The sequence below is a fragment of the Allobosea sp. Leaf344 genome (assembly GCF_001426225.1).
In the GTDB taxonomy this organism is placed as follows: Bacteria; Pseudomonadota; Alphaproteobacteria; order Rhizobiales; family Beijerinckiaceae; genus Allobosea.
On sequence record NZ_LMRT01000015.1, the window covers coordinates 39,496 to 60,612 of the forward strand.

Here is a 21,117-nt window from a genome sequence, read left to right on the forward strand (position 1 = left end):
ACCGTAACCGCCAGATGAGCGACGTGATCAGCGCAGCAGCCAGAGAGTCGGGCCCGCACGCCGCTCCGCCCGCGTCGGAGCCGGCCATCCGCGTGCGCGACCTCAAGGTGGCGTTCGGCGACAAGGTGATCATGGACGGGCTCGATCTCGACGTGATGGCCGGCGAGATCCTCGGCTTCGTCGGCGGCTCCGGCCAGGGCAAATCCGTGCTGACCCGCACCATCCTCGGCCTCGTCTCCAAGGCGCGCGGCACGATCGAGGTCTTCGGGCAGGATGTCGATACGCTCGACGCCACGCAGCGCCGGGCCCTGGAGCGCCGCTTCGGCGTGATGTTCCAGCACGGCGCCCTGTTCTCGGCGCTGACGGTGAAGCAGAACATCCAGGTGCCGATGCGCGAGTATCTCAAGCTGTCGCCCTCGCTGCTCGACGAGATGGCGATGGTGAAGCTCGCTCTGGTCGGCCTGCCCGCGGATGCGGCGGACAAGGCGCCCTCCGAACTCTCCGGCGGCATGATCAAGCGCGCCGCCCTGGCGCGGGCCCTGGCCCTGGATCCGGAGATCGTGTTCCTGGACGAGCCGACCTCGGGGCTGGATCCGATCGGCGCCGCGGAATTCGATGCCTTGATCGTGACCCTGAAGCAGACTTTGGGGCTGACCGTGTTCATGGTAACCCACGACCTCGACAGCCTCTATTCGTCCTGTGACAGGATTGCCGCGCTGGCGGATAAGCGGGTGGTCGCGGTCGGCCCGCTGGCGACGATGCTGGCGGCGGACCATCCGTGGATCAAATCATATTTCGGCGGCGAGCGCGCACAGGCGCGCCTGCCCGGCACGGCGCAGGGATAAGCACTACACGATGGAATCGCGTGCAAATTATGCGCTGGTCGGGCTGTTCACGATCGCTGTGCTCGCTGCCCTGTTCGGCTTCGTCTACTGGTTCAACAGCGGCGGGGCAGGGCGCCGGCAGGATGTCCGCATCATCTTCAGCGGCACGGTGACCGGGCTCGGCCGCGGCTCCAGCGTGCTGTTCAACGGCCTGCGCGTCGGCGAGGTCACACGCATCGAGCTGCAGCCGGACGATCCGCGCCGGATCTATGCGGTCGTCCAGGTCGACAGCTCGACGCCGCTGCGCGTCGACACCCGCGCCCGCATCGAGGCGCAGGGCCTCGCCGGTGTCGTCGCGGTCCAGCTGCTCGGCGGCGAGCCCGGCGCCGACGTGCTGAAGCCCGCCCAGGGCCAGAGCATGCCGACCATCGTGGCCGAGCGCTCGGAGTTCCAGGACATTCTCGAGACCGTCCGCACCATCGCCAAGCGCGCCGACGAGATGCTCGGCAGCGTCGAGACGCTGGTCAAGGAAAACTCCGGGCCGATCGGCAATACCGTCCGCAATGTCGAGAAGTTCTCGGCCGCCCTGGCCGAGAATTCCGACGGCATCGACAAGCTGATGCAGAGCTTCGGTACCATCGCCGAGACGATCAACCCGCTGGCGCAGAAGCTCGGCGTGCTCAGCGAGGAGCTCACCGAGATCGTCCAGTCGGTCGACCAGAAGAAGGTCAGCGCCATCGTCGACAATGTCGATCGCTTCACCGCCGCGCTCGGCAGCTCCAGCGGCGATGTCGGCAAGGCCGTGAAGGACGTCGCCTCCATCACCGACAAGCTGAACCGTGCGGCCGACCAGGTCGAGGGCGTGCTGAAGGCGGCGCAGACCTTCCTCAACACCGCGTCGGGGACTGAAGGGCGCAGCGCCTTCCAGGAGGTCGCCGACGCCGCCAAATCGATCCGGGTGCTGGCCGATAATCTCGACAAGCGCACCGCCGAGATCACCGCCGGCATCAGCCGCTTCACCGGCCCCGGCCTGCGCGAGATCGAATCGCTGGCGACCGACGGCAAGCGCACCCTGACCGACCTCAACCGCACCCTGCGCAATATCGAGCGCAACCCTCAGCAGTTCATTTTCGGCGGCAAGCCGCCGCTTCCTCAATATGGCGGATCGCGCTAACCTCATGTCCATGTTCGTATCCATGCGTTTCCGGGCCACTCCCGCGCGCCTCGCGCCCGCAGCCCTCTCCGCCATGCTGCTGCTCTCCGGCTGCGGCGGCGGCGCCACCCCCACGACCTTCGATCTCTCGGCACCGTCCGATTTCGGCCGGGTCGGCGGCTCGCGCGCCGCGCTGGTCATCGCAGAGCCGACGACGGTGCAGGCGCTGGATTCCGACCGGATCATCGTCAGGGATTCCACCGGCGCGCTGTCCTTCCTCGGCGGTGCGCAATGGTCCGACCGGGTGCCCAAGCTGGTGCAGACGCGGCTGGTGCAGACCTTCGAGAATGCCAGCCGCATCGCCTCCGTCTCGCGCCCGGGCGACCGGATCACGCCCGACGTGCAGCTGATCACCGATATTCGCCGCTTCACCATCGAGACCGCCAGCGGCGCGGCCGTGGTCGAGATCACCGCCAAGCTGGTCGGCGACCGCAACGGGCAGGTCCAGCGCGCCAGGATCTTCACCGCGAGCGTCCCGGCCTCGGCCGGGGATGGCGCCGCCGCCGCGCAGGCGCTCGACCGCGCGCTGTCCCAGGTGCTGATCCAGATCGTCCGCTGGGCGCGCTGAGCGTCGCGGAGGCTCGCCGGTCCCTCACGGATCGCGCGCGCTTCGCCCGACGCGAACAGGTTCCCGCGCCTGACCGCTCCCTGGTCCGGACAATGAAAAAGGCCGCCGGTTCCGGCGGCCTTTTTCATGATCGATGGGGCGGCGCCTATTCGAAGCGCCCGCTCGCATGGGCGAGCATGGTGTAGACCTTGCCCGTCTCGGAGGTCAGGTAGGTCTTGGTCACCATCGAATCGCGGTCGTCCTTGGCCGCCTCGCCGAGCAGCCGCTCGAACTCCTCGATATAGCGGTCGACCGTCTCCTTGAACTCCGGATCGCGGCGATATTTGCGGCGGATCTCGTCGAAGGTCTGCTGCCCCTGCAAGGTGTAGAGCCGGCGGGTGAAGACGTTGCGCTCACCGCTCTTGTAGCGGTCCCACAGCTCCACCGCCGCCTCATGGTCGATCATCCGGGCGATGTCGACCGACAGCGAATCCAGCCGCTCGATCGAATGGGTGGTCGGACGGCTGATCTCCGCCGGCCTGTCCTCGCGCGACGCCCGGTTCAGGAGATCCGAGAGCCAGCCGGCCTTGGCCGGCTGCGGCTGCGGCTCCGGCGCGCGGCGGGACACCTCGGCCGGCACGGCCGGGCGCGGGGCGGCCGGCTTGGCGATCGGCGCGGCCTCGACGCGCGGCTCCTGGCGCGGCGCCTCCTGGATCACCGGGTCGAGCGAAGGCCGCAGCAGCGGCTCCTGCACCGACGGCATCCGCGCCTGCGTCACGGTGGTGTAAGCGGGGCTCGGCAGCGAGGGGGAGGGTGCCGCCGCCCGGCGGGGCTGCGCCTCGGCCGGGAGCGCCACATCGCTGCGGCGGCCGGATTTGGTGACGATCTCGGTCAGCTCGTTGAGCGCCTTGATCTGCTCGGCCACCACACGGCGCATGGCCGCGGTCGATTCCTGCGTCTCGCGCGGCAGGTCGAGCACGCCGCGCTTCAGCTCGGCGCGGGTCGCCTCCAGCTCGCGCTGGACCTCGGCCGTGACGCTGCGCATGTCCTGCGCCGCCGTCTGGAAGCGCTCGGTGACCTTGGCGAGCTCGCCGCCGACCTCGCGCGTTACCTGCTCATAGGCGGCGCGCAGGGCGTTGGCGGTGCGCTCGCGCTCCTTGGCCGTGGCGGCCCGGATCTGCTCGAACTGCTCGGACAGCGCCGCCGTGGTGGTCTCGGCGGATTCGCTGAGCACGCCGCCGATCTGGCGGGCACGCCCTTCGGCCGCCGCGAGCGAATCGTCGATCAGCGCGGCGAAGGAGCGGGTGACCGATTCGACATCGTCGGTCCGGCTCGCGATCAGCCCATGCAGCTCTTCCAGCGTCGATTTGCGATCCGCCAGGGCCTTGCCGACCCGCGCCTCGACCTGCTCGAGGCGCGAGGCGACGGCGTTCAGCGCGGCGGCGCTCTCCTGCGTGGCGGCGCCGAGCGTGGCGCTCTTGTCGTCGAGCTGGCCGACCAGCGCCGTCGTCTCCCGCAGCGCCCCCTCCGAGAAGGCTTTGAGCTGGTTGACCTGCTCGGCCACCTGCTGGGAGGCCTTGCCGGTCTCGTCCATCACGCTGGCGATCACCGACTGCAGCTCGCCGACGCGGTTCGACAGCCCGCTCTCGACCGCGGCGAGGTTCTTGTTCGCCCCGGTGACGATCTGCTGCATCAGCTGGTTGGCTTCGCCGAGACGGCTCAGCATCCCGCCGAGCTCGCCGCGCAGCTTCTCATTGGTCGCGACCAGCGCCTCGACCGAGTGCTGCGAGCCGCTCTCCAGCGTCTCGCGCAGGGCGGCGCTGGAGGTCTCCAGTGCCGCGGTGATGTCGGCGCTGCGCTCGCGCAGGCGCTCCACGATGGCGGTGCCGCGGCTCTCGATCGCGCGGACGACCGTGTCGCCGATGGTCGAGACCTGGTCGGCGATCGCCTGGCCGCGCGACCCGAACTCGCCGATGAGGGTGATGCCCCTGTCGTCGAAGAGGTTGCGCAGCTCGTCGGTGCGGCTGTCGAAGCTGGTGGCCAGCGCATCCGAACGCTGCTGCAGCGTATCCGCGAGCTCCTGGCCGCGGGAATCGAGCACGCCGGAGACGAGGTCGAGCCGGTTGACGACGCGCTCCTCGAAGCGCGCGACGCTCTGGTCGAGCGTATCGGCGATCTGCAGGGCGCGCCCGCCCAGCGTCGAATTGATCGCGTCGGCCTTGTCGCTGAGCGTCCGCGTGAGGGATTCGCTCTTGGAGGTGACCGCCTCGCCGATCTCGTCGGCCTTGGCCGCCAGCGCGCGGGTGACCTCGCGGCCGCCCTCCGCCAGCACGCGGGCGATATCGACCGTGCGCTCGACCAGCGCCTCGTTGAGCGCCGTGGCGCGGGAGCCGAGATTGCCGTCGATGCGGGCGATGAGACCGTCCAGCGACTGGCCGATCTCGGCGCTCTTGGCGCTGGAGCGCTCCTCGAACACCTTGATCTGCGCTTCCATGGCCGCGGCGGCCTCGGCCGTGCGGCGCGCCAGGATCTCGGCGGCCTCGTTGGAGCGAGCCCCGACCTTCTCCGCCAGCTCCTGGCCCTCATGCGCCAGCAGGCGCTCGAGCTCGGCCAGGCGGCCGGTCACCGTCTCGGTGAAGGAGCGGGTATCGGCTGCGACGCGCGAGGCGAGGTCGCCACCCCTGTTGACGATGATCTCCTCGAAGGCGGCCAGTCTCTCGCCGAGCCCGGTCTCGATCTCGCGGCCCTGCGTGTCGAACAGCCTGACCAGCGCGTCATGCCGGCCGGCCAGCGCTTCGTTGAGCGCCTGCGAACGGGCCTCGACCGAGCGCAGCATCGATTCCGCATTGGCCGACAGCGCCTCGTTGACGCGTCCGCCCTGCTGGGTGAGCGCCAGCACGATCTCGCGGCCGGTGCCGGCCAGCAGCGTGCGGGCCTCGTCGGCATGGGTGGTGAAGGTCTGGCGCAGCCCGTCCGTCGCCTCGATGACGCGGTCGGCCACATGGCGCCCGTCGACATTGATGGTTTCGGTGAGGGAGCGGCTGGCCTCCGCCATACGCCGTGCCAGCTCTTCGCTCTGCTCGCCGAGCAGGCCGTGGACTTCCTGCCCCGCCGCCGTGAGATCGCGCACCAGCGCCTCGCGCTGGCTGCCGAGCATGCTGCCGACCCGGTCTCCGGTTTCGGAGAGGCCCGCGATCAGCCCGTCCTGCTGCGCGGCGAGGGCGAGGCGCGCGCCTTCCGCCGCCTGCGTGACGCGGGCGGTGAGGGTTTCGGCCTGCGCGTCGATCTGCCGGTTCAGCGTCTCGCCGGTCTCGGCGAGACGGGTGATCAGCGCGCCGCTGCGCTCGGCCAGCACGCCGTGCACGGAGCGGCCGACATCGGCGATGCGGGATGCCAGCACCTGGCTCTGGTCGCCGAGCAGGTCCTTGAGATCGAGCCCCGCCTGCGAAACCTTGACGGTCATCGCGCCCGCCTGCTCGTCGAGCAGCGAGCTGACGCGGTTGCCGGTCTCGCTGAGGCCGCTGAGCAGCGCCTCGCGCTGCGAGCCGATCAGCCCCTGCAACTGCTCGCCGGCATCCTGCACCCGGGCGACCAGCGTGTCGCTCTGCCGCAGGACGAGCGCGTCGATCTGCTGCCCGGCCTCGTCCAGGCGCGACACCAGCGTCTCGGTGCGCCCGTCGAGCGTCGCACCGACCTGCGCAGCGACCGAGGAGACCCGGCTCGCGAGCGCCTCGCTATTGGCGTCGAGCAGGCGCGCGGCCTCCTCGCCGGCATGGCTGACGCGGGTGACCAGCTGCTCGCCGGCGCCATTGACGCGGTTGACCAGCGCCTGGCTGCGGGCATCGAGCAGATCGCCGACCTCGGTGCCGACGCCCGACACCCGGGCGACGACCGCGGTGCTCTGGCTGTCCAGGATCTCGGCGGCCTCCTGGGCCGCGCCGGAGACGCGCGCGACCACGGCGGAGCTGCGATCCTCGAGCAGGCCCGCGGCCTCCTGGGCCGCGCCGGTGACACGGCTGACCAGAGCGCCGGACTGTTGGTCGAGAAGGCTGTGGACGGTCTCGCCGGTCTCCGACAGGCGCTTCACCAGATCGCCGCCCTGTTCGCTGAACAGCCCGTGGACGGTGGCTCCCACCTCGGTGAGGCGTGCGGTCAGATCCGCGCCATGGTTTTCGACCGTGCTGGCCAGCGTCCTGCCGGCCTCGTCCACGCGCAGGACGATGGAGTCGCTGCGCTCGCGCAGCACGTCGTCGACCGTGCGGGCGGTCTCGTTCAGCCGCGCGACGAGGGTCTCGCCCTGGCTGCCGATGAGCGTGTTGACGGAATCCCCGACCTGCTGGAGCCGCGTGGCGATCGCCTCGTTCTGCCGGTTCAAAAGGCCGTTCACGCCGCGCCCGACCTCGGCGAGCCGGGTAGTGACGCTCTCGCCTTCCTGGGCGAGCAGGCTGCGCAGGCTCTCGCCGGTCTCGGTCAGGCGCTGGCCGACGGCGTCGGTCTGCCCCTCGATCAGCGCGACGATCGAACGGCTGGAGCTCTGCAGGCGCTCTGTGACATCCGCACCGCGCTGCGCGATCTCGCTGGTCAGGCTCTCGCCCGTGGCGCGCAGAGCGTCGTTCACCGCTTCCACACGCTGCGACAGCGTGTCGGCGACCTGGCTGCCGGTTTCGGAGATGGCGCGCGTGACGTCACGCGCTCCCGCGCTCAATTCCTCGGTCAGCGCCGCGCCGGTGCGTTCGAGCGAGGCGGAAATCTCGCGCGCACGGCCGTCGAGCAGCGTCGAGAGCTGGTCGCTGGCGCCGGCCAGCCGCTCGCTGACCTCGCCGGAGGTCAGCTGCAGGCGCTCCACCAGCTCGTTGCCGCGGCCGCTGATCTCCTCGACCATGCGCTCGCCGGCGCGGCCGAGAGCGATGGTGATCTGGTCGCCCTTCTCGCCCAGCGAGCCGGACACCCGGTCGCCGGCTTGCGACACCGCCTCGGCGATGAGGCGGCTGGCATTGTCGAGATCCTTCGACAGCCCTTCATGGGCGCCGCTGATCGCGAATTTCACGCGCTCGGCATTGCCGACCACGGCCTCGCGCTGGGTGACCAGCTCGTCGATCAGCGAGCGCAGGCGGATCTCGTTGTCGGCATAGGCGCGCTCGAGCGTCGCGATCTCGCCGCGGACGATCGTCTCGAGCTCTCCGGCGCGCGCCACGGCGCGCTCGATCCCGTCACCCATGGCCGCGACTTCGCGGCGGATGGTCTGGCTCAGGGAGAGGATCGAATCGGCTCCGACCACCTCCGGCTCGGCGAGGCGCAGCGCGACTTCGGTCATCGCCCGCGAGACCAGCCGCATTTCCTGCGTGCGCCGGTAGAGCGCGGCGAGCACGAAGAAGAAGACCACCGGCGCGCCGGCGGCGAGGGCGAGCAGGGTCCATTCGCCGATGCCGAGACCGGCCAGCGATTCCGGCACGCCGCCGGAGAACGAGCCGTAGCGGCTGACCAGGACGAAGGCGACGCCGGCCAGCCAGGCGACCGAGCCCAGCGCCGCGAACCAATAGGGCTTCAGCGAAGGCCGCGCCGAGAAGGCCTGGACGAGGGAGCTGGAATCGCGGCGGTCGTCATTGGCGACGCGGGTGGTGTCGGGCGCGATCAGCGGCCGGGCCGCCTGCGGCTCCGGCGCGGGCTTGGCCGCCGGAGCGGGCGCGGGCGGCGGTGGCGGGGTCTCGACGCGCGGCAGGTCGAACTTCAGATCCGCCTCGGTCGCCGCCGGCAGCTTGGGCCCGTCGGCCGGGGCATTGCCTTCGCCCTGAGGCTGATCGAGCCTCAAAGCCTCCTCGATGGCCGACATGGCGGCCTCGGTCGGGTCCTGAAGCTTATTTTGCCGGGTCATGCTAGCCGCCTCGCTACGCTACTGAAGACGAACGCTTGCCTGGTGCACCGCCTCGGTTCCGCAGCCGCCTCTGGCCCGGAATCGCGCGGGGACACGACGCCCATCATTTACCAATTCGAAGGGTAGTTGAGCGTTCTCTCGATTGAAACCCATTTGAGTGCGCGATTCACAAACGTCGTTAACGCCTCATTCACCATGTCGGCGCTTCAACGCCGGGCCAAGGCAGCCGCGACAGACCGCACTCCAGCTCCCGAGCATCCCATGTCCCAGCCCGCGATCGACCTCGTCCACCTCGCCCGCCAGACCGGCGGCGACCTCGCACTGGAGCGCGAATTGCTCGCGCTCTTCTCGCAGCAATGCGTGCGGCACCTCCGCACCATCCATAACGGGGCCGATGAAACCGCCCGCATGGAGGCGGCGCATACGCTCAAGGGCGCTGCCCAGGCGATCGGCGCCTGGCAGGTGGCCGAAGCTGCGGCGCGCATCGAGCAGCGCCTGCTAGGCCGCGGCGCGCGCGTCGCCGAAGTCGAGATGGACGCGCTCGCTCTGGCCGCGGCCGAGGCGCGTGCTGCGATCTCGCGCTTCGACGCCGCGGCGTGAGGCGCAATAGCGCTTTCCCATCCGCTTCGAAATATTCTAAGCCGGATGAAAAGCGCAGGCCTGCGGAGCAAGAGATGCCCAAGATCACCTTCATCGATTCCCATGGCGAGAGCCGCACCGTCGAGGGCGAAGCCGGTTCGACCGTGATGGAGACGGCCGTCCGCAACGGCGTCCCGGGGATCGAGGCGGAATGCGGCGGCGCCTGCGCCTGCGCGACCTGCCATGTCTATGTGGACGAGGCCTGGGCGGACAAGACCGGCACGCCGGAATCCATGGAAGAGGACATGCTGGACTTCGCCTTCGACGTCCGCCCCACCTCGCGGCTCTCCTGCCAGATCCGGGTGAGGGACGAGCTCGACGGGCTGGTCGTGCGCACCCCGGCGCGCCAAGGCTGAGCACCCGCGCACCAAGCCTGAGCGCCGGCGCACCAAGCCTGAGCGCCCGCGCGCCAGGGCTGAGCGAGCGTGCGGCGCCTCTGTCCGGCCCGGCCTATTCGGCGGGTGCGGGCAGGAGCGGCTGGAGCACCGTCTCGGCGCCCGGCGCCGGGTGGCGCGGCACCAAAAAGGCCAGCGCCAGCGAAATCGTTGCGATCCCGGCCCCGATATAGAAGACGATCGCCGGGTCCTTGATCCACAGCAGGCCGAAGGTCACCGGCAGGAACACCGCCGCGATGTGGTTGATGGTGAAGGCGACCGCCGAGGTCGGCGCGATGTCGGCGGGATCGGCGATCTTCTGGAAATAGGTGCGCTGCGCCAGGGTCAGCGTGAAGAACACGCCGTCCACAACGAACAGCGCCCCGGCCACCGCCACGCCCCAGCCCGCGAAATGGCCGTGGCTGGCCAGCGCGTAGCCGACGAAGACGGCGATCAGCGAGATGTTCTCGATGCGGATCGTCGCGCGCTCGCCGAGCCGCCCGACCAGCCCGCCCAGCACCGGCCCCATGAAGGTGTTGATGCCATAGGTGGCGAGCAGCAGCGTCGCCGTCGCCGAGACGTCGTAGCCGAAGCGCTCGACCAGCAGGAAACCGCCGAAGGCCATGAAGATCTGGCGGCGCGCGCCGGACATGAAGGTCAGCGCGTAATAGAGCCAGTAGCGCCGCCGCAGCACGAAGCCCTTGTTCTGCGGGACGGCGCCCTGGAACCGCGGAAACGCCAGCCAGGTCGCCAGGGTCAGCGCGATCGTCAGCAGCCCCGCGGTGAGGAAAACGCTGACGAAGCCGGGCTGGAACACGCGCCAGATCACCGCGATCGAGCCGAAGGCCAGCAATTGCGCCAGGGCCGAGGCGCCGGCGATGCGGCCGAGCAGCCGAGGCGCCTGCGCCTTCGGCAGCAGCTGCAGCTGCAGCGATTGCTGGGACGTCTCATAGTAATGGAAGCCGAGCGACATGATCGTCGTGGTGAGCAGCAGCCCGCCCAGGCTCGGATAGAAGCCGGTGATGGCGACGCCGACGCCCAGCGCCAGCAGGCTGAGATAGGCCAGGATCTGCTCGCGCATGAACCAGAACAGCACGATCGCGGTGAAGGCGAGGAAGCCGGGGATCTCCCGCACCGATTGCAGGATGCCGATGTCCTGGCCGCTGAATCCGGCCGCCTCCTTGGCGAAATTATTGAGCAGCGCCGTCCAGCTGGCGAAGCCGAGCCAGTTGACGAAGGCCAGCACCATCAGGAAGACCGCCGGCGAATGCTGCAGCGCCTTCAGGCCTCGCGGGGCGGTGGCGTCGGTCATGAGCGATCCGGCATCTGGCACGAAGGGCGAGGCCGGAAGCTGCCTCGGGCAGGGCTTCACAGTCGTCGCTGAATGGAGGGATACTCTTAAACCCGCCGGTCGATGCGTCAATTCTGGCCAGGGCATGACATGCATGCGCGCGATTGCGCTGGATCATGGTCGGCGCAGGCGGGACCGGCGGATGATACGGCAGCCAACAGGAGAGCGCGATGTACAAATCCATCCTCGTCCCGATCGACCTCGCCGAAGCCGATCTGTCGGAGCCGGCGATCCGCGCCGCGGTCTCCTTCGCCGAAACCTCGGGCGGCACGGTGCGCCTGGTCTATGTCCGCTCCCTGGTGCCGATCACCTATATGGAATTCGTGCCCGCCGATTTCGATGCCGAGCAGCAGAGCGACGCCGAGGCCAAGCTCGCCGCCATCGCCGCCAAGGTGCCGCTGCCGCCCGAGCAGGTCTCGGCCAAGGTCCTCGTCGGCTCGGTGCATGGCGAGGTGCTGGCGGAGGCGGAGGCGGCGGGTGTCGATCTCATCGTGATCGGCTCGCATGAGCCCGGCATGCTGGCCTATGTACTCGGCTCCAACGCCTCCACCATCGTGCGCCGGGCCAAATGCTCGGTGCTGGTGGTGCGCTAGGGAAGACGCCGGCGCTCGGGCCCCGAGGGGGTCAATCCGCCGGACCGCCCGGCACGAGATGCCGGGGAACCTCGCCGGTCGCCAGTTCGAGCGGCCGGTTCAGCGTCACCATCGGCCAGACCTGCCAGAAGGAGGCGGCCGCGAGCCCGATGCCGAGGAAGCCGGCCGCCGTGGCGCCCTGCTGGAAGGCGCGCAGGCTGAAATAGCCGAGCATCAGCAGGGACAGCCCGCCGACCACGGCGAGGGCGAGCCACATGAAGTGCGGCTTGCCGGCGACGAAGCGCGCCCGCGGATTGGCCGCGGCGATGGCCGCCGACAGCGCCGTCACGAAGGCGTGGTAGCGCGCATCGTCGCGCTCGATATCGGTGAGGGAGCGCCAGGACAGATTGCCGAAGGTGATCGACTTGCCGTCGCTCAGCCGCAGCTGCGTTCTGTAGGCCTTCGAGGTGACATTGCTCGGGGCATAGATGAAGCGGACCTGCTCGACGGCGCCCAGCGCGACCCTGTCGATCTTGCGGGTGGAATCGATCACCAGCGCGTCGCCCTCGATGCGATAGCTGATCTCGAAGCCGATCGGCTTGGGGCGCTGGCGCCAATGCGGGGGAGGGGCGTCGGGATCGTTCTGCATGGCCGTGCCATAGCCGCTTCGCGACGACTTGTCTCGCGCCGGCGTCTCGGCAGTCCCCGCTAGCGCGCCAGCACCTTCATCGCCCCGTCCAGCCCGTCCAGCGTCAGCGGGAACATGCGTCCGCCCATCAGCCCGCCGATCTGGCGGATCGACTGCGTATAGCTCCAGAGATGCTGCTGCACCGGATTGAGCCAGACCGATTTGGCGAATTTGCCCGTCAGCCGCTCCATCCACACCGCGCCGGCCTCCTCGTTCCAATGCTCCACCGAACCGCCGGGCATGGCGATCTCATAGGGGCTCATCGAGGCGTCGCCGACGAAGACCAGCCGGTAATCCGCCGGATAGGTCCGCAGGATGTCGAAGGTCGCGATGGTCTGGTCGTGGCGGCGGCGGTTCTCGCGCCAGACGCGTTCATAGGGGCAGTTGTGGAAGTAGAAATGCTCGAAATGCTTGAACTCGGCGCGGGCCGCCGAGAACAGCTCCTCCGCCAGCTCGACATGCCAATCCATCGAGCCGCCGACATCGAGGAACAGCAGCACCTTCACCGCATTGCGCCGCTCGGGCCGCAACTTCACGTCGAGATATCCATGGCGGGCGGTTTCGCTGATGGTGCTGTCGAGATCGAGCTCCTCCGCCGCGCCGGTGCGGGCGAAGCGGCGCAGGCGGCGCAGCGCGATGCGCAGATTGCGGACGCCGAGCTCGCGCGTATCGTCGAAATCCTTGAATTCCCGCTTGTCCCAGACCTTCACCGCCCGGAAATTGCGGTTGCCGTCCTGGCCGATGCGCACGCCTTCGGGATTGTAGCCATAGGCGCCATAGGGCGACGTGCCGGCGGTGCCGATCCATTTCGAGCCGCCCTGGTGGCGGCCCTTCTGCTCCTCCAGCCGCTGCTTCAGCGTCTCGAACAGCTTGTCCCAGCCCAAGGCTTCGAGCTCGGCCTTTTCCGCGTCCGTCAGGTATTTTTCCGCGAGCTTGCGCAGCCATTCCTCGGGAATGGCGGCCTGCTCCAGCGCCTGCTGCAGCGTCTCCATTCCCTTGAAGACCGCGGCGAAGACCATGTCGAAACGATCGAGATGGCGCTCGTCCTTCACCAGGCAGGTGCGGGCGAGATAATAGAAATCATCGACCCGATAGGCGGCGAGATCGGCATCTACCGCCTCCAGCAGCGCCAGATACTCCCGCAGCGTGACGGGGATCTTCGCGGCGCGCAGATCGGTGAAGAGGCGGAGAAACATGCCGCTACTGTGCGGGCTTATGCGAGCGGGTCAAGCAGTGCCGGCCATGCCGGCCCTGCCTGACCGAGCTCGGACTCACGCGACGGCGTCGGCGAGATCCTTGGTGACCTTGAACTTCACGACCGTCTTGGCCGGGACCTTGATCATGGCGCCCGTCGAAGGGTTGCGGGCCTCGCGGGCTTCGCGCTTGGCGGAGGACAGCTTGCCGACGCCGCCGAGCGTGACGTCGTCGCCGGCCTTCAGCGTCTTGGCGACGATCGCGCCGAGCGAAGCGAGGATGGCGGAGACGTCCGTCTTCGGCTTGCCGGTCTCTTCGGCGATCGCAGCGATCAGTTCGTTCTTGGTCATGAAAACCCTCCTTTTGAAAATTCAGGCCAGCGCGCTCTTGCCGGAGCCGCCCCTGGTGCAGGCGAGGTGATGCAAAATGCATCGGTACGCTCTGCACGGGCTGCCACTTGACACGCGAATCACGTCTTGGCGACAGCCATGGCGCTAGATACGCACAGAAAACCGGTTCGTTCCGCCGGATTTGACGGTAATCCGAGCGCGGTCTCCCGGCCGCGAGGCGATTGACAAGCTCGGCGGCGATATTTCAAACTTAAAATAATTACGGGGGCGGGCATGAAAGTCATCATCGTCGGGGGCGGGATTGGCGGTTTGACGCTGGCGCTGATGCTCCAGGCCCGCGGCATCGCCGCTACGGTCTACGAGCAATCCGGCGAGATCCGCGAGGTCGGCGTCGGCATCAACACCCTGCCGCATGCGATCGGCGAACTCGCCCAGCTCGGGCTGCTTCCGGCGCTCGACGCGGTCGCGATCCGCACCCGCGAGCTCCTGTACATGAACCGTTTCGGCCAGACCGTCTGGCGTGAGTTGCGCGGCATCCATGCCGGGGCGCCGGTGCCGCAATTCTCGATCCATCGCGGCCGGCTGCAGGGGGTGATCCGCGACGCGGTGCTGGAGCGGATGGGCCCGCAGGCGCTGAAGACCGGGCGCCGCCTGCAGGGCTTCGTCCAGGATGAAGGCGGCGTCACGGCGCATTTCGTCGATGCACGCCGCGGCGAGAGCGGCGAGACGGCCCGTGCCGATCTGCTGATCGCGGCCGACGGCATCCATTCCACCGTGCGCAGCCATTTCTTCCCGGATCAGGGTCCGCCGCGCTGGAACGGCGTGCAGATGTGGCGCGGCGCCTGCGACTGGCCGGTCTTCCTCGACGGCGAGAGCATGATCATCGCCGGCGGCATGAAGGGCAAGCTGGTGCTCTACCCGATCGCGCCCGGCAAGACGCCCGGCACGCGGCTGACCAACTGGGTCGTCAACATCCGCACCGGCGATCCCGCCAAGCCGCCGCCGAAGGAGGCCTGGTCGAAACCCGGCCGGCTCGAGGACGTGCTGCCCTTCGCCCGGCGCTTCACCATTCCGGGCGTCGACATCCTGGCGCTGATCGAAGCGACGCCGGGCTTCTGGGACTATCCGATGTGCGACCGCGATCCGCTGCCGCGATGGACCCATGGCCGGGTGACGCTGCTCGGGGACGCCGCCCATCCGATGTATCCGGTCGGCTCGAACGGCGCCTCGCAGGCGATTCTGGACGCGCGCTGCCTCGCGGATTGGCTGGTCAAGGCCGAGCATCCGCGCCATGCGCTGGCGGCCTATGAGGCGATCCGCCTGCCGGCGACGGCGGAGGTGGTGGCGATGAACCGGGTCGGCGGGCCGGAGCGGGTCATCGATGCGGTCGAGGCGCTGGCACCCAACGGCTTCGACGATGTCGAGCGCGTGCTGGGCTATGCCAAGCGCGAGGCGATCGTGAAATCCTATGCCGGGAAAGCGGGTTTCGCCGTCGAGCAACTGGCGAAGCGCTGAGTCTCAGCCTTTCCACCCAGCGCATTGGCCGTTCGCTTTGCGGTAGCCGGGTCCGCCGCGGGAGCCGCAGCCGCCCCGGGCTTCCAGGATCGGGGCGGCGCGCTCGCTGACACCGGCCGGGCGCTCCGGCGATCCGGGTAGGGCGGCTTGGGCCGAGAGGATCTGGGTCGAGAGGAACAGCCCGGCGAGAAGCGGCAGATAAGACGAAAGCTGCATGATTGTATCCCCCTGTTGCCAGTTAAGAATACAACTAAAAGGTGTGCTTGCAATCTCTAATTGCAATCATCTGGTGCGGTTCTGGATTGCGAGCCGCACCTAGCGCTGACGGGCCGCACGCCACGATGACAGGTCAACCGGCGCGCCGACCTGGTCATCTGCCGGGTCGAGATAGGCCAAGCCGACATCGTCACCGCGTCGCCAGCACTGTTTCACCCGCACGGGAGCCGCTCCGGCGCGGGCCAGGGCAAAATGCTGCGGCAGCTCGGTCCAATCGGCCAGCCGCACCAGCGCGCCCGTCTCGGAGACGTTGCGGATGGTGCAGGCGAAGACCGACTGCTCGCCGTTGAAGGTCAGCCGCGCCGCTTCGTAGACCCGCTCGCGGCGGTGCTGTCGGCGATTGGCGGTCATGCGATCTCTCCGGCGTCGGCCCCGTCCAAAGGTTCTGCCGCAGATCCGCCGCCCGCGCAGCTTCGGCTTGCGCTTAACCTTAAGCGGCAGGATCGGCGCCGTCCGGCGGCGGTGGCAGGAAATCGACCTCGTGCTTGGCCGACAGCGCCACCACCTCGGCGGGGTTCTGCTCGGCCATCGAATGAATGGCCCAGAACAGATCGTAGAGCCGCGCCGTGGGCGAGACCCAGAACAGGCATTTCACCGTGGCGTCGCTCTTGTTGAACAGCCCGTGCGGCACGTTGCGGGGCAGGCGGATCAGGTCGCCGGGGCCCGCGGTGCTCTCCTGCCCGTCCAGCACGAGGTCGAGCCGGCCCTCCAGCATGTAGATGAACTCGTCCTGGGTCGGGTGGATATGCGGCGGCACGAAGGTCCCGGGCGGGAAGGTGGCGTGCCAGGAGAAGCTCTCCGGCGTCAGCGTCTTCGGCACATAGGTCTGGCCCAGGATGTTCCAGGAGATGGCGTCCAGCCCCTCATTGGCGCGGGTCACGCCTGCTGTCAGCGGCTTCATCGGTGTTCTCCTTTGGCTAGAAGTGCAGGAAGCGGTCCTTGACCGCGGCGTCGCTGCGCAGATCGTCGCTGCTGCCGCGCCAGACGACGCGGCCCTTTTCCAATACGACATGCCGGTCGGCGATCCGCGCCAGCGCATCGACGTTCTTGTCGATGACCAGGATGGATTCGCCCTCGTTCTTCAGCGCCGCGAGACAGGCCCAGATCTCCTGGCGGATCAGCGGGGCGAGCCCCTCCGTCGCCTCGTCCAGGATGATCAACCGCGGATTGGTCATCAGGGCCCGGCCGATCGCCAGCATCTGCTGCTCGCCGCCCGAGAGCTGGTTGCCGCGATTGGCCCGTCTTTCCCTCAGGCGGGGGAAGAAGGCGTAGATCCTCTCCATGTCCCAGCGCGGCTTGCCGAAGCGGCTGGCGGCGGTGGCGATCAGGTTCTCCTCCACGCTCAGCGTCGGGAAGATCTGGCGCCCCTCCGGCACCAGCCCGATGCCCGCCTGGGCGATGCGGAAGGGCGGCGCGCCCGTCAGATCGCGGCCATCGACGCTGATCCGGCCGGCCTTGGCCGGGATCAGCCCCATGATCGCCCGCACCGTCGTGGTCTTGCCCATGCCGTTGCGGCCGAGCAGCGTCACCACCTCGCCGTCGCCGATGGACAGATCGACCCCGAACAGGATCTGCGCCTCGCCATAGCCGGCATCGAGCTGTTCGACGACGAGCATGAGGATCAGCCCTCCTCGCCGAGATAGGCTTCGCGCACGGCCGGGTCGGCACGCACGCTGGCAGGGTCGCCCGATGCGATTACGCGGCCATAGACCAGCACCGACACCGTATCGGCCAGCGCGAACACCGCCTCCATGTCATGCTCGACCAGCAGCATCGCATAGCGTCCCTTCAGGCTGTTCAACAGCGCGATCAGCCGCTCGCCCTCCTCGCGTCCGACACCCGCGAGCGGCTCGTCCAGCAGGATGACGCTCGGCTCCAAGGTCAGCGCCATCGCGATCTCGAGCGCGCGCTTCTCGCCATGCGACAGCCGTCCGGCCAGAACATGGGCGCGCTCGGTCAGCCCCACCGCGGCGATGGCGGCCCAGGCCGGCTCGTTCAGCGCCGCATCCTCCGCCGCATTGCGCAGCAGCGCCAGCGGATGCGCCGCGCGCGCCTGCACGCCGAGGGCGACATTCTCCAGCACCGAGAGCGAGGGGATCGTCGAGGTGATCTGGAAGGTCCGCGCTAGCCCGGCCTGTGCCCGCTTTTCCGAGGCGAGTTCGGTGATGTCGCGGCCCTTGAACATGATCTGCCCGGCATCGGGCCGCAGCACCCCGGAAATCTGGTGCACCAGCGTCGTCTTGCCGGCGCCATTGGGGCCGATCAGGGCATGCAGCTCCCCCGGCTGGACGGCGAGCGAGACGCAATCCGTCACCTTCAGCGCGCCGAAGGCCTTGTTGATCCCGATCAGGGCGAGGACCGGTTCAGCCATCGCGCCGCCCCGTCAGCCTGCCGAGCAGGCCGACCAGCCCGCCGCGGGTGAACAGCACGAACAGCACGATCATCGGGCCGAAGATCACCTTCCAATGCTCCGTCAGCCCCGACAGCACATCCTCCGCGATCAGGAAGGCCAGCGCGCCCAATATCGCGCCGTGTAGGCTGCCGACACCGCCGAGCACGACCATGAAGATCAGCTCGCCGGAGCGCTGCCAGGAGATGAAGGCGGGGCTGACGAATTCCGTCTGGTTGGCGAGCAGGAAGCCCGACAGCCCGGCGATCATCCCGGAGATCACATAGGCGACCAGCCGGACGCGCCCGACATCGAAGCCCGTCATCGTCACGCGCGTCGCATTCTCCCGCGCCGCCCGCAGCACGCGCCCGAAGCGCGAGGCCACCAGCGCCCGGACCAGGACGTGACAGAAGGCCAGCACCGCCAGCACGACATAGAAGAACGTCGTCCGGTTCGCGAAGGGCTCGAAGCCCGCCAGCGTGCTCTGCTCATAGAGCGTTAGCCCGTCATCCCCGCCATAGGCCGACAAGGCCTGCGCCAGAAAATAGGCCATCTGGCCGAAGGCCAGCGTGATCATGATGAAGGCGACGCCGCGGGTGCGCAGCGAGACCGCGCCCGTCACCGCCGCGAAGACGGCGCAGGCCGCGAGCAGCACCGGCAGGATGATCAGCGCCTCCGTCTGCCCCTCGGTGATCATGATCCCGGTGGCATAGGCGCCGATGCCGATGAAGGCGGCATGACCGAAGGAGACCAGCCCGCCGACGCCGAGGATCAGGTCGAGCGACAGGGCCGCGATGGCGAAGATCATGGCCCGCGTCACCAGCGTCAGCCAATGCGCCGGCAGGCCGAGCGTCACGGCGAGCGGCACCGCCGCCAGCGCCAGGAACAGCGCGATCACGAAGACAGGGCGATGCCGCGCCGGCGCGGCGGGGCGAGGGGGCGCGGCTTGCGTGCTGGCCTCGACGGTCATGAGCGGCCCTTGGCCGGCAGCAATCCTTCGGGACGCACGAACAGCACCGTCGCCATCACGAGATAGATCAGCATCGAGGACAGCGCCGCCCCCGTCGCCCGGGCCGATGGCGCCGACATGAACAGCCGCAGCAGATCGTTCATGAAGGAGCGGCCGAGTGTGTCGACGAGCCCGACGATCAGCGCCCCGACGAAGGCGCCGCGGATCGAGCCGATGCCGCCGACGACGATGACCACGAAGGCCAGGATCAGGATGTTGTCGCCCATGCCCGGTTCGACGGAGAGGATCGGCGCGGCCATCACCCCGGCGAAGCCCGCGAGCATGGTGCCGAAGGCGAAGACGATCATGAACAGCTTGCGGATATCGACGCCCAGCGCCGAGACCATCGGCGCATTGGAGGCTCCGGCGCGCAGCAGCATGCCGGTGCGGGTCTTTTCGACGATGAACCAGAGCAGCGCCGCCACCGCCAGCCCGGCCCCGATCAGCACGAAGCGATAGGTCGGGTAGAGGATCCCGTCGAGCAGCCGGACATTGCCGCTCAGAAGCTCCGGCACGGCGACCGAAAGCGGGGCCGCGCCCCAGACCATCTTCACCGCCTGGTTCAGCAGGAGGATCAGCCCGAAGGTGGCCAGCACCTGGTCGAGATGGTCGCGCTCATAGAGATGGCGGAAGATCAGGAATTCCAGCGCGAGCCCGATCAGCAGCGCCGCGGCCAAGGCGAGCGCCAAGCCGAGCAGGAAGCTGCCGGTCAGCCCGATGAAGGTCACGGCGAGATAGGCGCCCAGCATGTACTGCACGCCATGGGCCAGATTGATGAAGTCCATCACGCCGAAGACGAGCGTCAGACCCGCGGCGACCAGAAACAGCAGGATGCCGAGCTGGAGGCCGTTGAGGATCTGAACGATGAGGAGTCCGGTGGTCATGATGTTCCGCGGTCGCCGGCCGGAAGGGCGCGGCCGGGCCCCTCCGCGATGAGAGGGGCAGGGTGAGAGGATGGCCCGGGCGCCGCGTCGCTTTCGCACCCGGCCACGGCATCGCGGGCGATGCCGGAGCGGCCCCTTGATCGTCAGGCGCCCCAAGCCGGCCGGCGGAGACGCCTGCGCCGTCAGCGCGACGCCGTCACTTCAGCGCGCAATCCTTGGCGTGGGGATCGGCGTAATCGGTGAAGACTTTCTGCGCGATCTCGGTCTGGAACTTGCCGTCGGCGCGCTTGGCCACCTTGACCAGGTAGAAATCCTGGATCGGATAGCCGTTGGTGTTGAACTTGAACTTGCCGCGCAGCGAGGTGAAATCGGCCTTCTTCAGCGCGGCCCGCAGCTTGTCCTTGTCGCCCGTGCCGCCAGCCGCCTTGACGGCGGAGTCGATCAGCATCGCGGCGTCATAGGCCTGCTGGGCATAGGAGCCGGGGACGATCTTGTAGGCCGCCTCATAGGCGCTGACGAAGGCCTTGGTCTGCGCGTTGTCCATGTTCGGCGCCCAGGTCATGCCGCCATAGAGGCCGACCGCGGCATCCTGCTGGGCCGGCAGCGTCGATTCATCGACGGTGAAGGCGCTGAGGAACGGGATCTTGCCCTGGAGCCCGGCCTGGGACCATTGCTTCACGAAATTCACGCCGAGCCCGCCCGGCAGGAAGGCGAAGACCACATCCGGCTTGGTGGAGGCGATCTTGGCCAGGTCCGAGGCGAAATCCATCGAGGTCAGCGGCGCATAGACCTCGTCGACGATCTCGCCCTTGAAATAGCGCTTGAAGCCGGCGAGCGAATCCTTCCCGGCCTGATAGTTCGGGGCGATGATATAGGCGCGCTTGAAGCCCTGATCCTGCGCGTATTTGCCCAGAACCTCATGGACCTGGTCGTTCTGGTATGAGGTCACGAAGAAGTTCTGGTGGCAGCCCTTGCCCGCCATGGTCGAGGGGCCGGCATTGGGACTGATGAGGAAGGCGCCGGAATCCAGCACAGGCTTGGCGATGGCGCCGAGGATGTTCGAGAAGACGGGGCCGACGACGAAGTCGACCTTGCCGCTGTCGATGAAGCTGCGCACCTTGCCGACGGCGACGTCGGGCTTGAGCTCGTCGTCGATCACGGTGATCTGCACCGGCACCCCGCCGAGCTTGCCGCCATTCTTGTCGACCGCGAGCTGGAAGCCGTCGCGGACCTGCTGGCCGAGCGAGGCGGCCGGGCCGGTGAGCACGCTGACGACGCCGATCTTCAGCGCCTCCTGGGCCTGAGCGGAGGCGGCGGTCAGCGCGAAAAGCCCGGCGCCGAGCGAGAATGCGAGTTTCAGTCTCATATCCGATGTCCTCCCGGGACGAGCGTGAACGCCTCGGCGCGACAGGGGGCCCTC

19 protein-coding genes are annotated in these 21,117 nt (G+C 68.6%); 7 read left to right on the forward strand and 12 right to left on the reverse strand.

Annotation, left to right across the window (positions count from 1 at the left end):
- Positions 1 to 14: 14 nt before the first annotated feature.
- The 3 genes from ASG72_RS17275 to ASG72_RS17285 are packed head-to-tail and all read left to right on the forward strand — an operon-like array spanning position 15 to position 2,605.
- Complete coding sequence (locus tag ASG72_RS17275; protein WP_082540444.1) at positions 15 to 845, forward strand: ATP-binding cassette domain-containing protein; 831 nt, start codon at positions 15 to 17, stop codon at positions 843 to 845.
- A gap of 10 nt (positions 846 to 855) precedes the next feature.
- Positions 856 to 1,998, forward strand: coding sequence for an MlaD family protein (locus ASG72_RS17280; protein ID WP_056715023.1), 1,143 nt, complete (start codon positions 856 to 858; stop codon positions 1,996 to 1,998).
- Between the two features lie 4 nt (positions 1,999 to 2,002).
- Positions 2,003 to 2,605, forward strand: coding sequence for an ABC-type transport auxiliary lipoprotein family protein (locus ASG72_RS17285; RefSeq protein ID WP_244488857.1), 603 nt, complete (start codon positions 2,003 to 2,005; stop codon positions 2,603 to 2,605).
- Positions 2,606 to 2,750: 145 nt separating this feature from the next.
- Here ASG72_RS17285 and ASG72_RS17290 read toward each other — a convergent pair whose 3' ends face one another.
- The gene (locus ASG72_RS17290) at positions 2,751 to 8,456 is read right to left on the reverse strand and encodes a hypothetical protein (RefSeq protein WP_056715026.1); all 5,706 of its coding nucleotides are present in this window, start codon (positions 8,454 to 8,456) and stop codon (positions 2,751 to 2,753) included.
- A 261-nt stretch (positions 8,457 to 8,717) separates the two neighbouring features.
- Between ASG72_RS17290 and ASG72_RS17295 the strand changes: the two genes are divergently transcribed.
- Positions 8,718 to 9,056, forward strand: a complete 339-nt coding sequence (locus ASG72_RS17295) for an Hpt domain-containing protein (RefSeq protein ID WP_056715029.1) — start codon at positions 8,718 to 8,720, stop codon at positions 9,054 to 9,056.
- 74 nt (positions 9,057 to 9,130) lie between these two features.
- Positions 9,131 to 9,451, forward strand: a complete 321-nt coding sequence (locus tag ASG72_RS17300) for a 2Fe-2S iron-sulfur cluster-binding protein (protein WP_056715032.1) — start codon at positions 9,131 to 9,133, stop codon at positions 9,449 to 9,451.
- Between the two features lie 94 nt (positions 9,452 to 9,545).
- Here the strand turns inward: ASG72_RS17300 and ASG72_RS17305 are convergent, their stop codons facing one another.
- Positions 9,546 to 10,781, reverse strand: coding sequence for an MFS transporter (locus ASG72_RS17305; RefSeq protein WP_056715035.1), 1,236 nt, complete (start codon positions 10,779 to 10,781; stop codon positions 9,546 to 9,548).
- 209 nt (positions 10,782 to 10,990) lie between these two features.
- On the opposite strand from ASG72_RS17305, the gene ASG72_RS17310 reads away from it, so the two are divergent.
- Complete coding sequence (locus tag ASG72_RS17310; RefSeq protein WP_056715040.1) at positions 10,991 to 11,413, forward strand: universal stress protein; 423 nt, start codon at positions 10,991 to 10,993, stop codon at positions 11,411 to 11,413.
- Positions 11,414 to 11,444: 31 nt separating this feature from the next.
- Here ASG72_RS17310 and ASG72_RS17315 read toward each other — a convergent pair whose 3' ends face one another.
- The 3 genes from ASG72_RS17315 to ASG72_RS17325 form a co-directional block, all read right to left on the reverse strand.
- Positions 11,445 to 12,041, reverse strand: coding sequence for a hypothetical protein (locus ASG72_RS17315; RefSeq protein ID WP_056715044.1), 597 nt, complete (start codon positions 12,039 to 12,041; stop codon positions 11,445 to 11,447).
- A gap of 59 nt (positions 12,042 to 12,100) precedes the next feature.
- Positions 12,101 to 13,276, reverse strand: coding sequence for a VWA domain-containing protein (locus ASG72_RS17320; protein WP_056715047.1), 1,176 nt, complete (start codon positions 13,274 to 13,276; stop codon positions 12,101 to 12,103).
- Between the two features lie 75 nt (positions 13,277 to 13,351).
- The gene (locus tag ASG72_RS17325; protein ID WP_056715049.1) at positions 13,352 to 13,624 is read right to left on the reverse strand and encodes an HU family DNA-binding protein; all 273 of its coding nucleotides are present in this window, start codon (positions 13,622 to 13,624) and stop codon (positions 13,352 to 13,354) included.
- Positions 13,625 to 13,897: 273 nt separating this feature from the next.
- Here ASG72_RS17325 and ASG72_RS17330 point away from each other — a divergent pair, with 273 nt between their 5' ends.
- Positions 13,898 to 15,139, forward strand: a complete 1,242-nt coding sequence (locus ASG72_RS17330) for a flavin-dependent oxidoreductase (RefSeq protein WP_056715052.1) — start codon at positions 13,898 to 13,900, stop codon at positions 15,137 to 15,139.
- A gap of 315 nt (positions 15,140 to 15,454) precedes the next feature.
- Here the strand turns inward: ASG72_RS17330 and ASG72_RS17335 are convergent, their stop codons facing one another.
- The 7 genes from ASG72_RS17335 to ASG72_RS17365 all read right to left on the reverse strand — a co-directional run bounded on the left by ASG72_RS17335 (position 15,455) and on the right by ASG72_RS17365 (position 21,063).
- Positions 15,455 to 15,766, reverse strand: coding sequence for a PilZ domain-containing protein (locus ASG72_RS17335; protein ID WP_056715056.1), 312 nt, complete (start codon positions 15,764 to 15,766; stop codon positions 15,455 to 15,457).
- 79 nt (positions 15,767 to 15,845) lie between these two features.
- Positions 15,846 to 16,316, reverse strand: coding sequence for a cupin domain-containing protein (locus tag ASG72_RS17340; protein WP_056715059.1), 471 nt, complete (start codon positions 16,314 to 16,316; stop codon positions 15,846 to 15,848).
- 16 nt (positions 16,317 to 16,332) lie between these two features.
- On the reverse strand, positions 16,333 to 17,031 hold the full coding sequence (locus ASG72_RS17345) for an ABC transporter ATP-binding protein (RefSeq protein WP_056715061.1): 699 nt from the start codon (positions 17,029 to 17,031) through the stop codon (positions 16,333 to 16,335).
- A gap of 5 nt (positions 17,032 to 17,036) precedes the next feature.
- Positions 17,037 to 17,786 carry an ABC transporter ATP-binding protein gene (locus ASG72_RS17350; RefSeq protein WP_056715064.1) on the reverse strand — a complete coding sequence of 250 codons (750 nt, stop codon included), beginning with the start codon at positions 17,784 to 17,786 and terminating at the stop codon, positions 17,037 to 17,039.
- A complete protein-coding gene (locus tag ASG72_RS17355; protein WP_056715067.1) occupies positions 17,779 to 18,774 on the reverse strand; it encodes a branched-chain amino acid ABC transporter permease in 996 nt (331 codons plus the stop codon). Before ASG72_RS17355 ends, ASG72_RS17350 begins: the two co-directional genes overlap by 8 nt.
- Positions 18,771 to 19,697: a branched-chain amino acid ABC transporter permease gene (locus tag ASG72_RS17360; protein ID WP_056715069.1), complete on the reverse strand. Its 927-nt coding sequence runs from the start codon at positions 19,695 to 19,697 to the stop codon at positions 18,771 to 18,773. The genes ASG72_RS17355 and ASG72_RS17360 overlap by 4 nt, the downstream gene beginning before the upstream one ends.
- Before the next feature lie 196 nt (positions 19,698 to 19,893).
- Positions 19,894 to 21,063, reverse strand: coding sequence for an ABC transporter substrate-binding protein (locus ASG72_RS17365; RefSeq protein ID WP_056715073.1), 1,170 nt, complete (start codon positions 21,061 to 21,063; stop codon positions 19,894 to 19,896).
- Between the last annotated feature and the right edge of the window lie 54 nt (positions 21,064 to 21,117).

Excerpts from the sequence above, each read along its gene's own strand:
- ASG72_RS17275 (WP_082540444.1), top strand. The coding sequence starts at position 15 with ATGAGCGACGTGATCAGCGCAGCAGCCAGAGAGTCGGGCCCGCACGCC.
- ASG72_RS17280 (WP_056715023.1), top strand. The coding sequence starts at position 856 with ATGGAATCGCGTGCAAATTATGCGCTGGTCGGGCTGTTCACGATCGCT.
- ASG72_RS17285 (WP_244488857.1), top strand. The coding sequence starts at position 2,003 with ATGTCCATGTTCGTATCCATGCGTTTCCGGGCCACTCCCGCGCGCCTC.
- ASG72_RS17290 (WP_056715026.1), bottom strand. The coding sequence starts at position 8,456 with ATGACCCGGCAAAATAAGCTTCAGGACCCGACCGAGGCCGCCATGTCG.
- ASG72_RS17295 (WP_056715029.1), top strand. The coding sequence starts at position 8,718 with ATGTCCCAGCCCGCGATCGACCTCGTCCACCTCGCCCGCCAGACCGGC.
- ASG72_RS17300 (WP_056715032.1), top strand. The coding sequence starts at position 9,131 with ATGCCCAAGATCACCTTCATCGATTCCCATGGCGAGAGCCGCACCGTC.
- ASG72_RS17305 (WP_056715035.1), bottom strand. The coding sequence starts at position 10,781 with ATGACCGACGCCACCGCCCCGCGAGGCCTGAAGGCGCTGCAGCATTCG.
- ASG72_RS17310 (WP_056715040.1), top strand. The coding sequence starts at position 10,991 with ATGTACAAATCCATCCTCGTCCCGATCGACCTCGCCGAAGCCGATCTG.
- ASG72_RS17315 (WP_056715044.1), bottom strand. The coding sequence starts at position 12,041 with ATGCAGAACGATCCCGACGCCCCTCCCCCGCATTGGCGCCAGCGCCCC.
- ASG72_RS17320 (WP_056715047.1), bottom strand. The coding sequence starts at position 13,276 with ATGTTTCTCCGCCTCTTCACCGATCTGCGCGCCGCGAAGATCCCCGTC.
- ASG72_RS17325 (WP_056715049.1), bottom strand. The coding sequence starts at position 13,624 with ATGACCAAGAACGAACTGATCGCTGCGATCGCCGAAGAGACCGGCAAG.
- ASG72_RS17330 (WP_056715052.1), top strand. The coding sequence starts at position 13,898 with ATGAAAGTCATCATCGTCGGGGGCGGGATTGGCGGTTTGACGCTGGCG.
- ASG72_RS17335 (WP_056715056.1), bottom strand. The coding sequence starts at position 15,766 with ATGACCGCCAATCGCCGACAGCACCGCCGCGAGCGGGTCTACGAAGCG.
- ASG72_RS17340 (WP_056715059.1), bottom strand. The coding sequence starts at position 16,316 with ATGAAGCCGCTGACAGCAGGCGTGACCCGCGCCAATGAGGGGCTGGAC.
- ASG72_RS17345 (WP_056715061.1), bottom strand. The coding sequence starts at position 17,031 with ATGCTCGTCGTCGAACAGCTCGATGCCGGCTATGGCGAGGCGCAGATC.
- ASG72_RS17350 (WP_056715064.1), bottom strand. The coding sequence starts at position 17,786 with ATGGCTGAACCGGTCCTCGCCCTGATCGGGATCAACAAGGCCTTCGGC.
- ASG72_RS17355 (WP_056715067.1), bottom strand. The coding sequence starts at position 18,774 with ATGACCGTCGAGGCCAGCACGCAAGCCGCGCCCCCTCGCCCCGCCGCG.
- ASG72_RS17360 (WP_056715069.1), bottom strand. The coding sequence starts at position 19,697 with ATGACCACCGGACTCCTCATCGTTCAGATCCTCAACGGCCTCCAGCTC.
- ASG72_RS17365 (WP_056715073.1), bottom strand. The coding sequence starts at position 21,063 with ATGAGACTGAAACTCGCATTCTCGCTCGGCGCCGGGCTTTTCGCGCTG.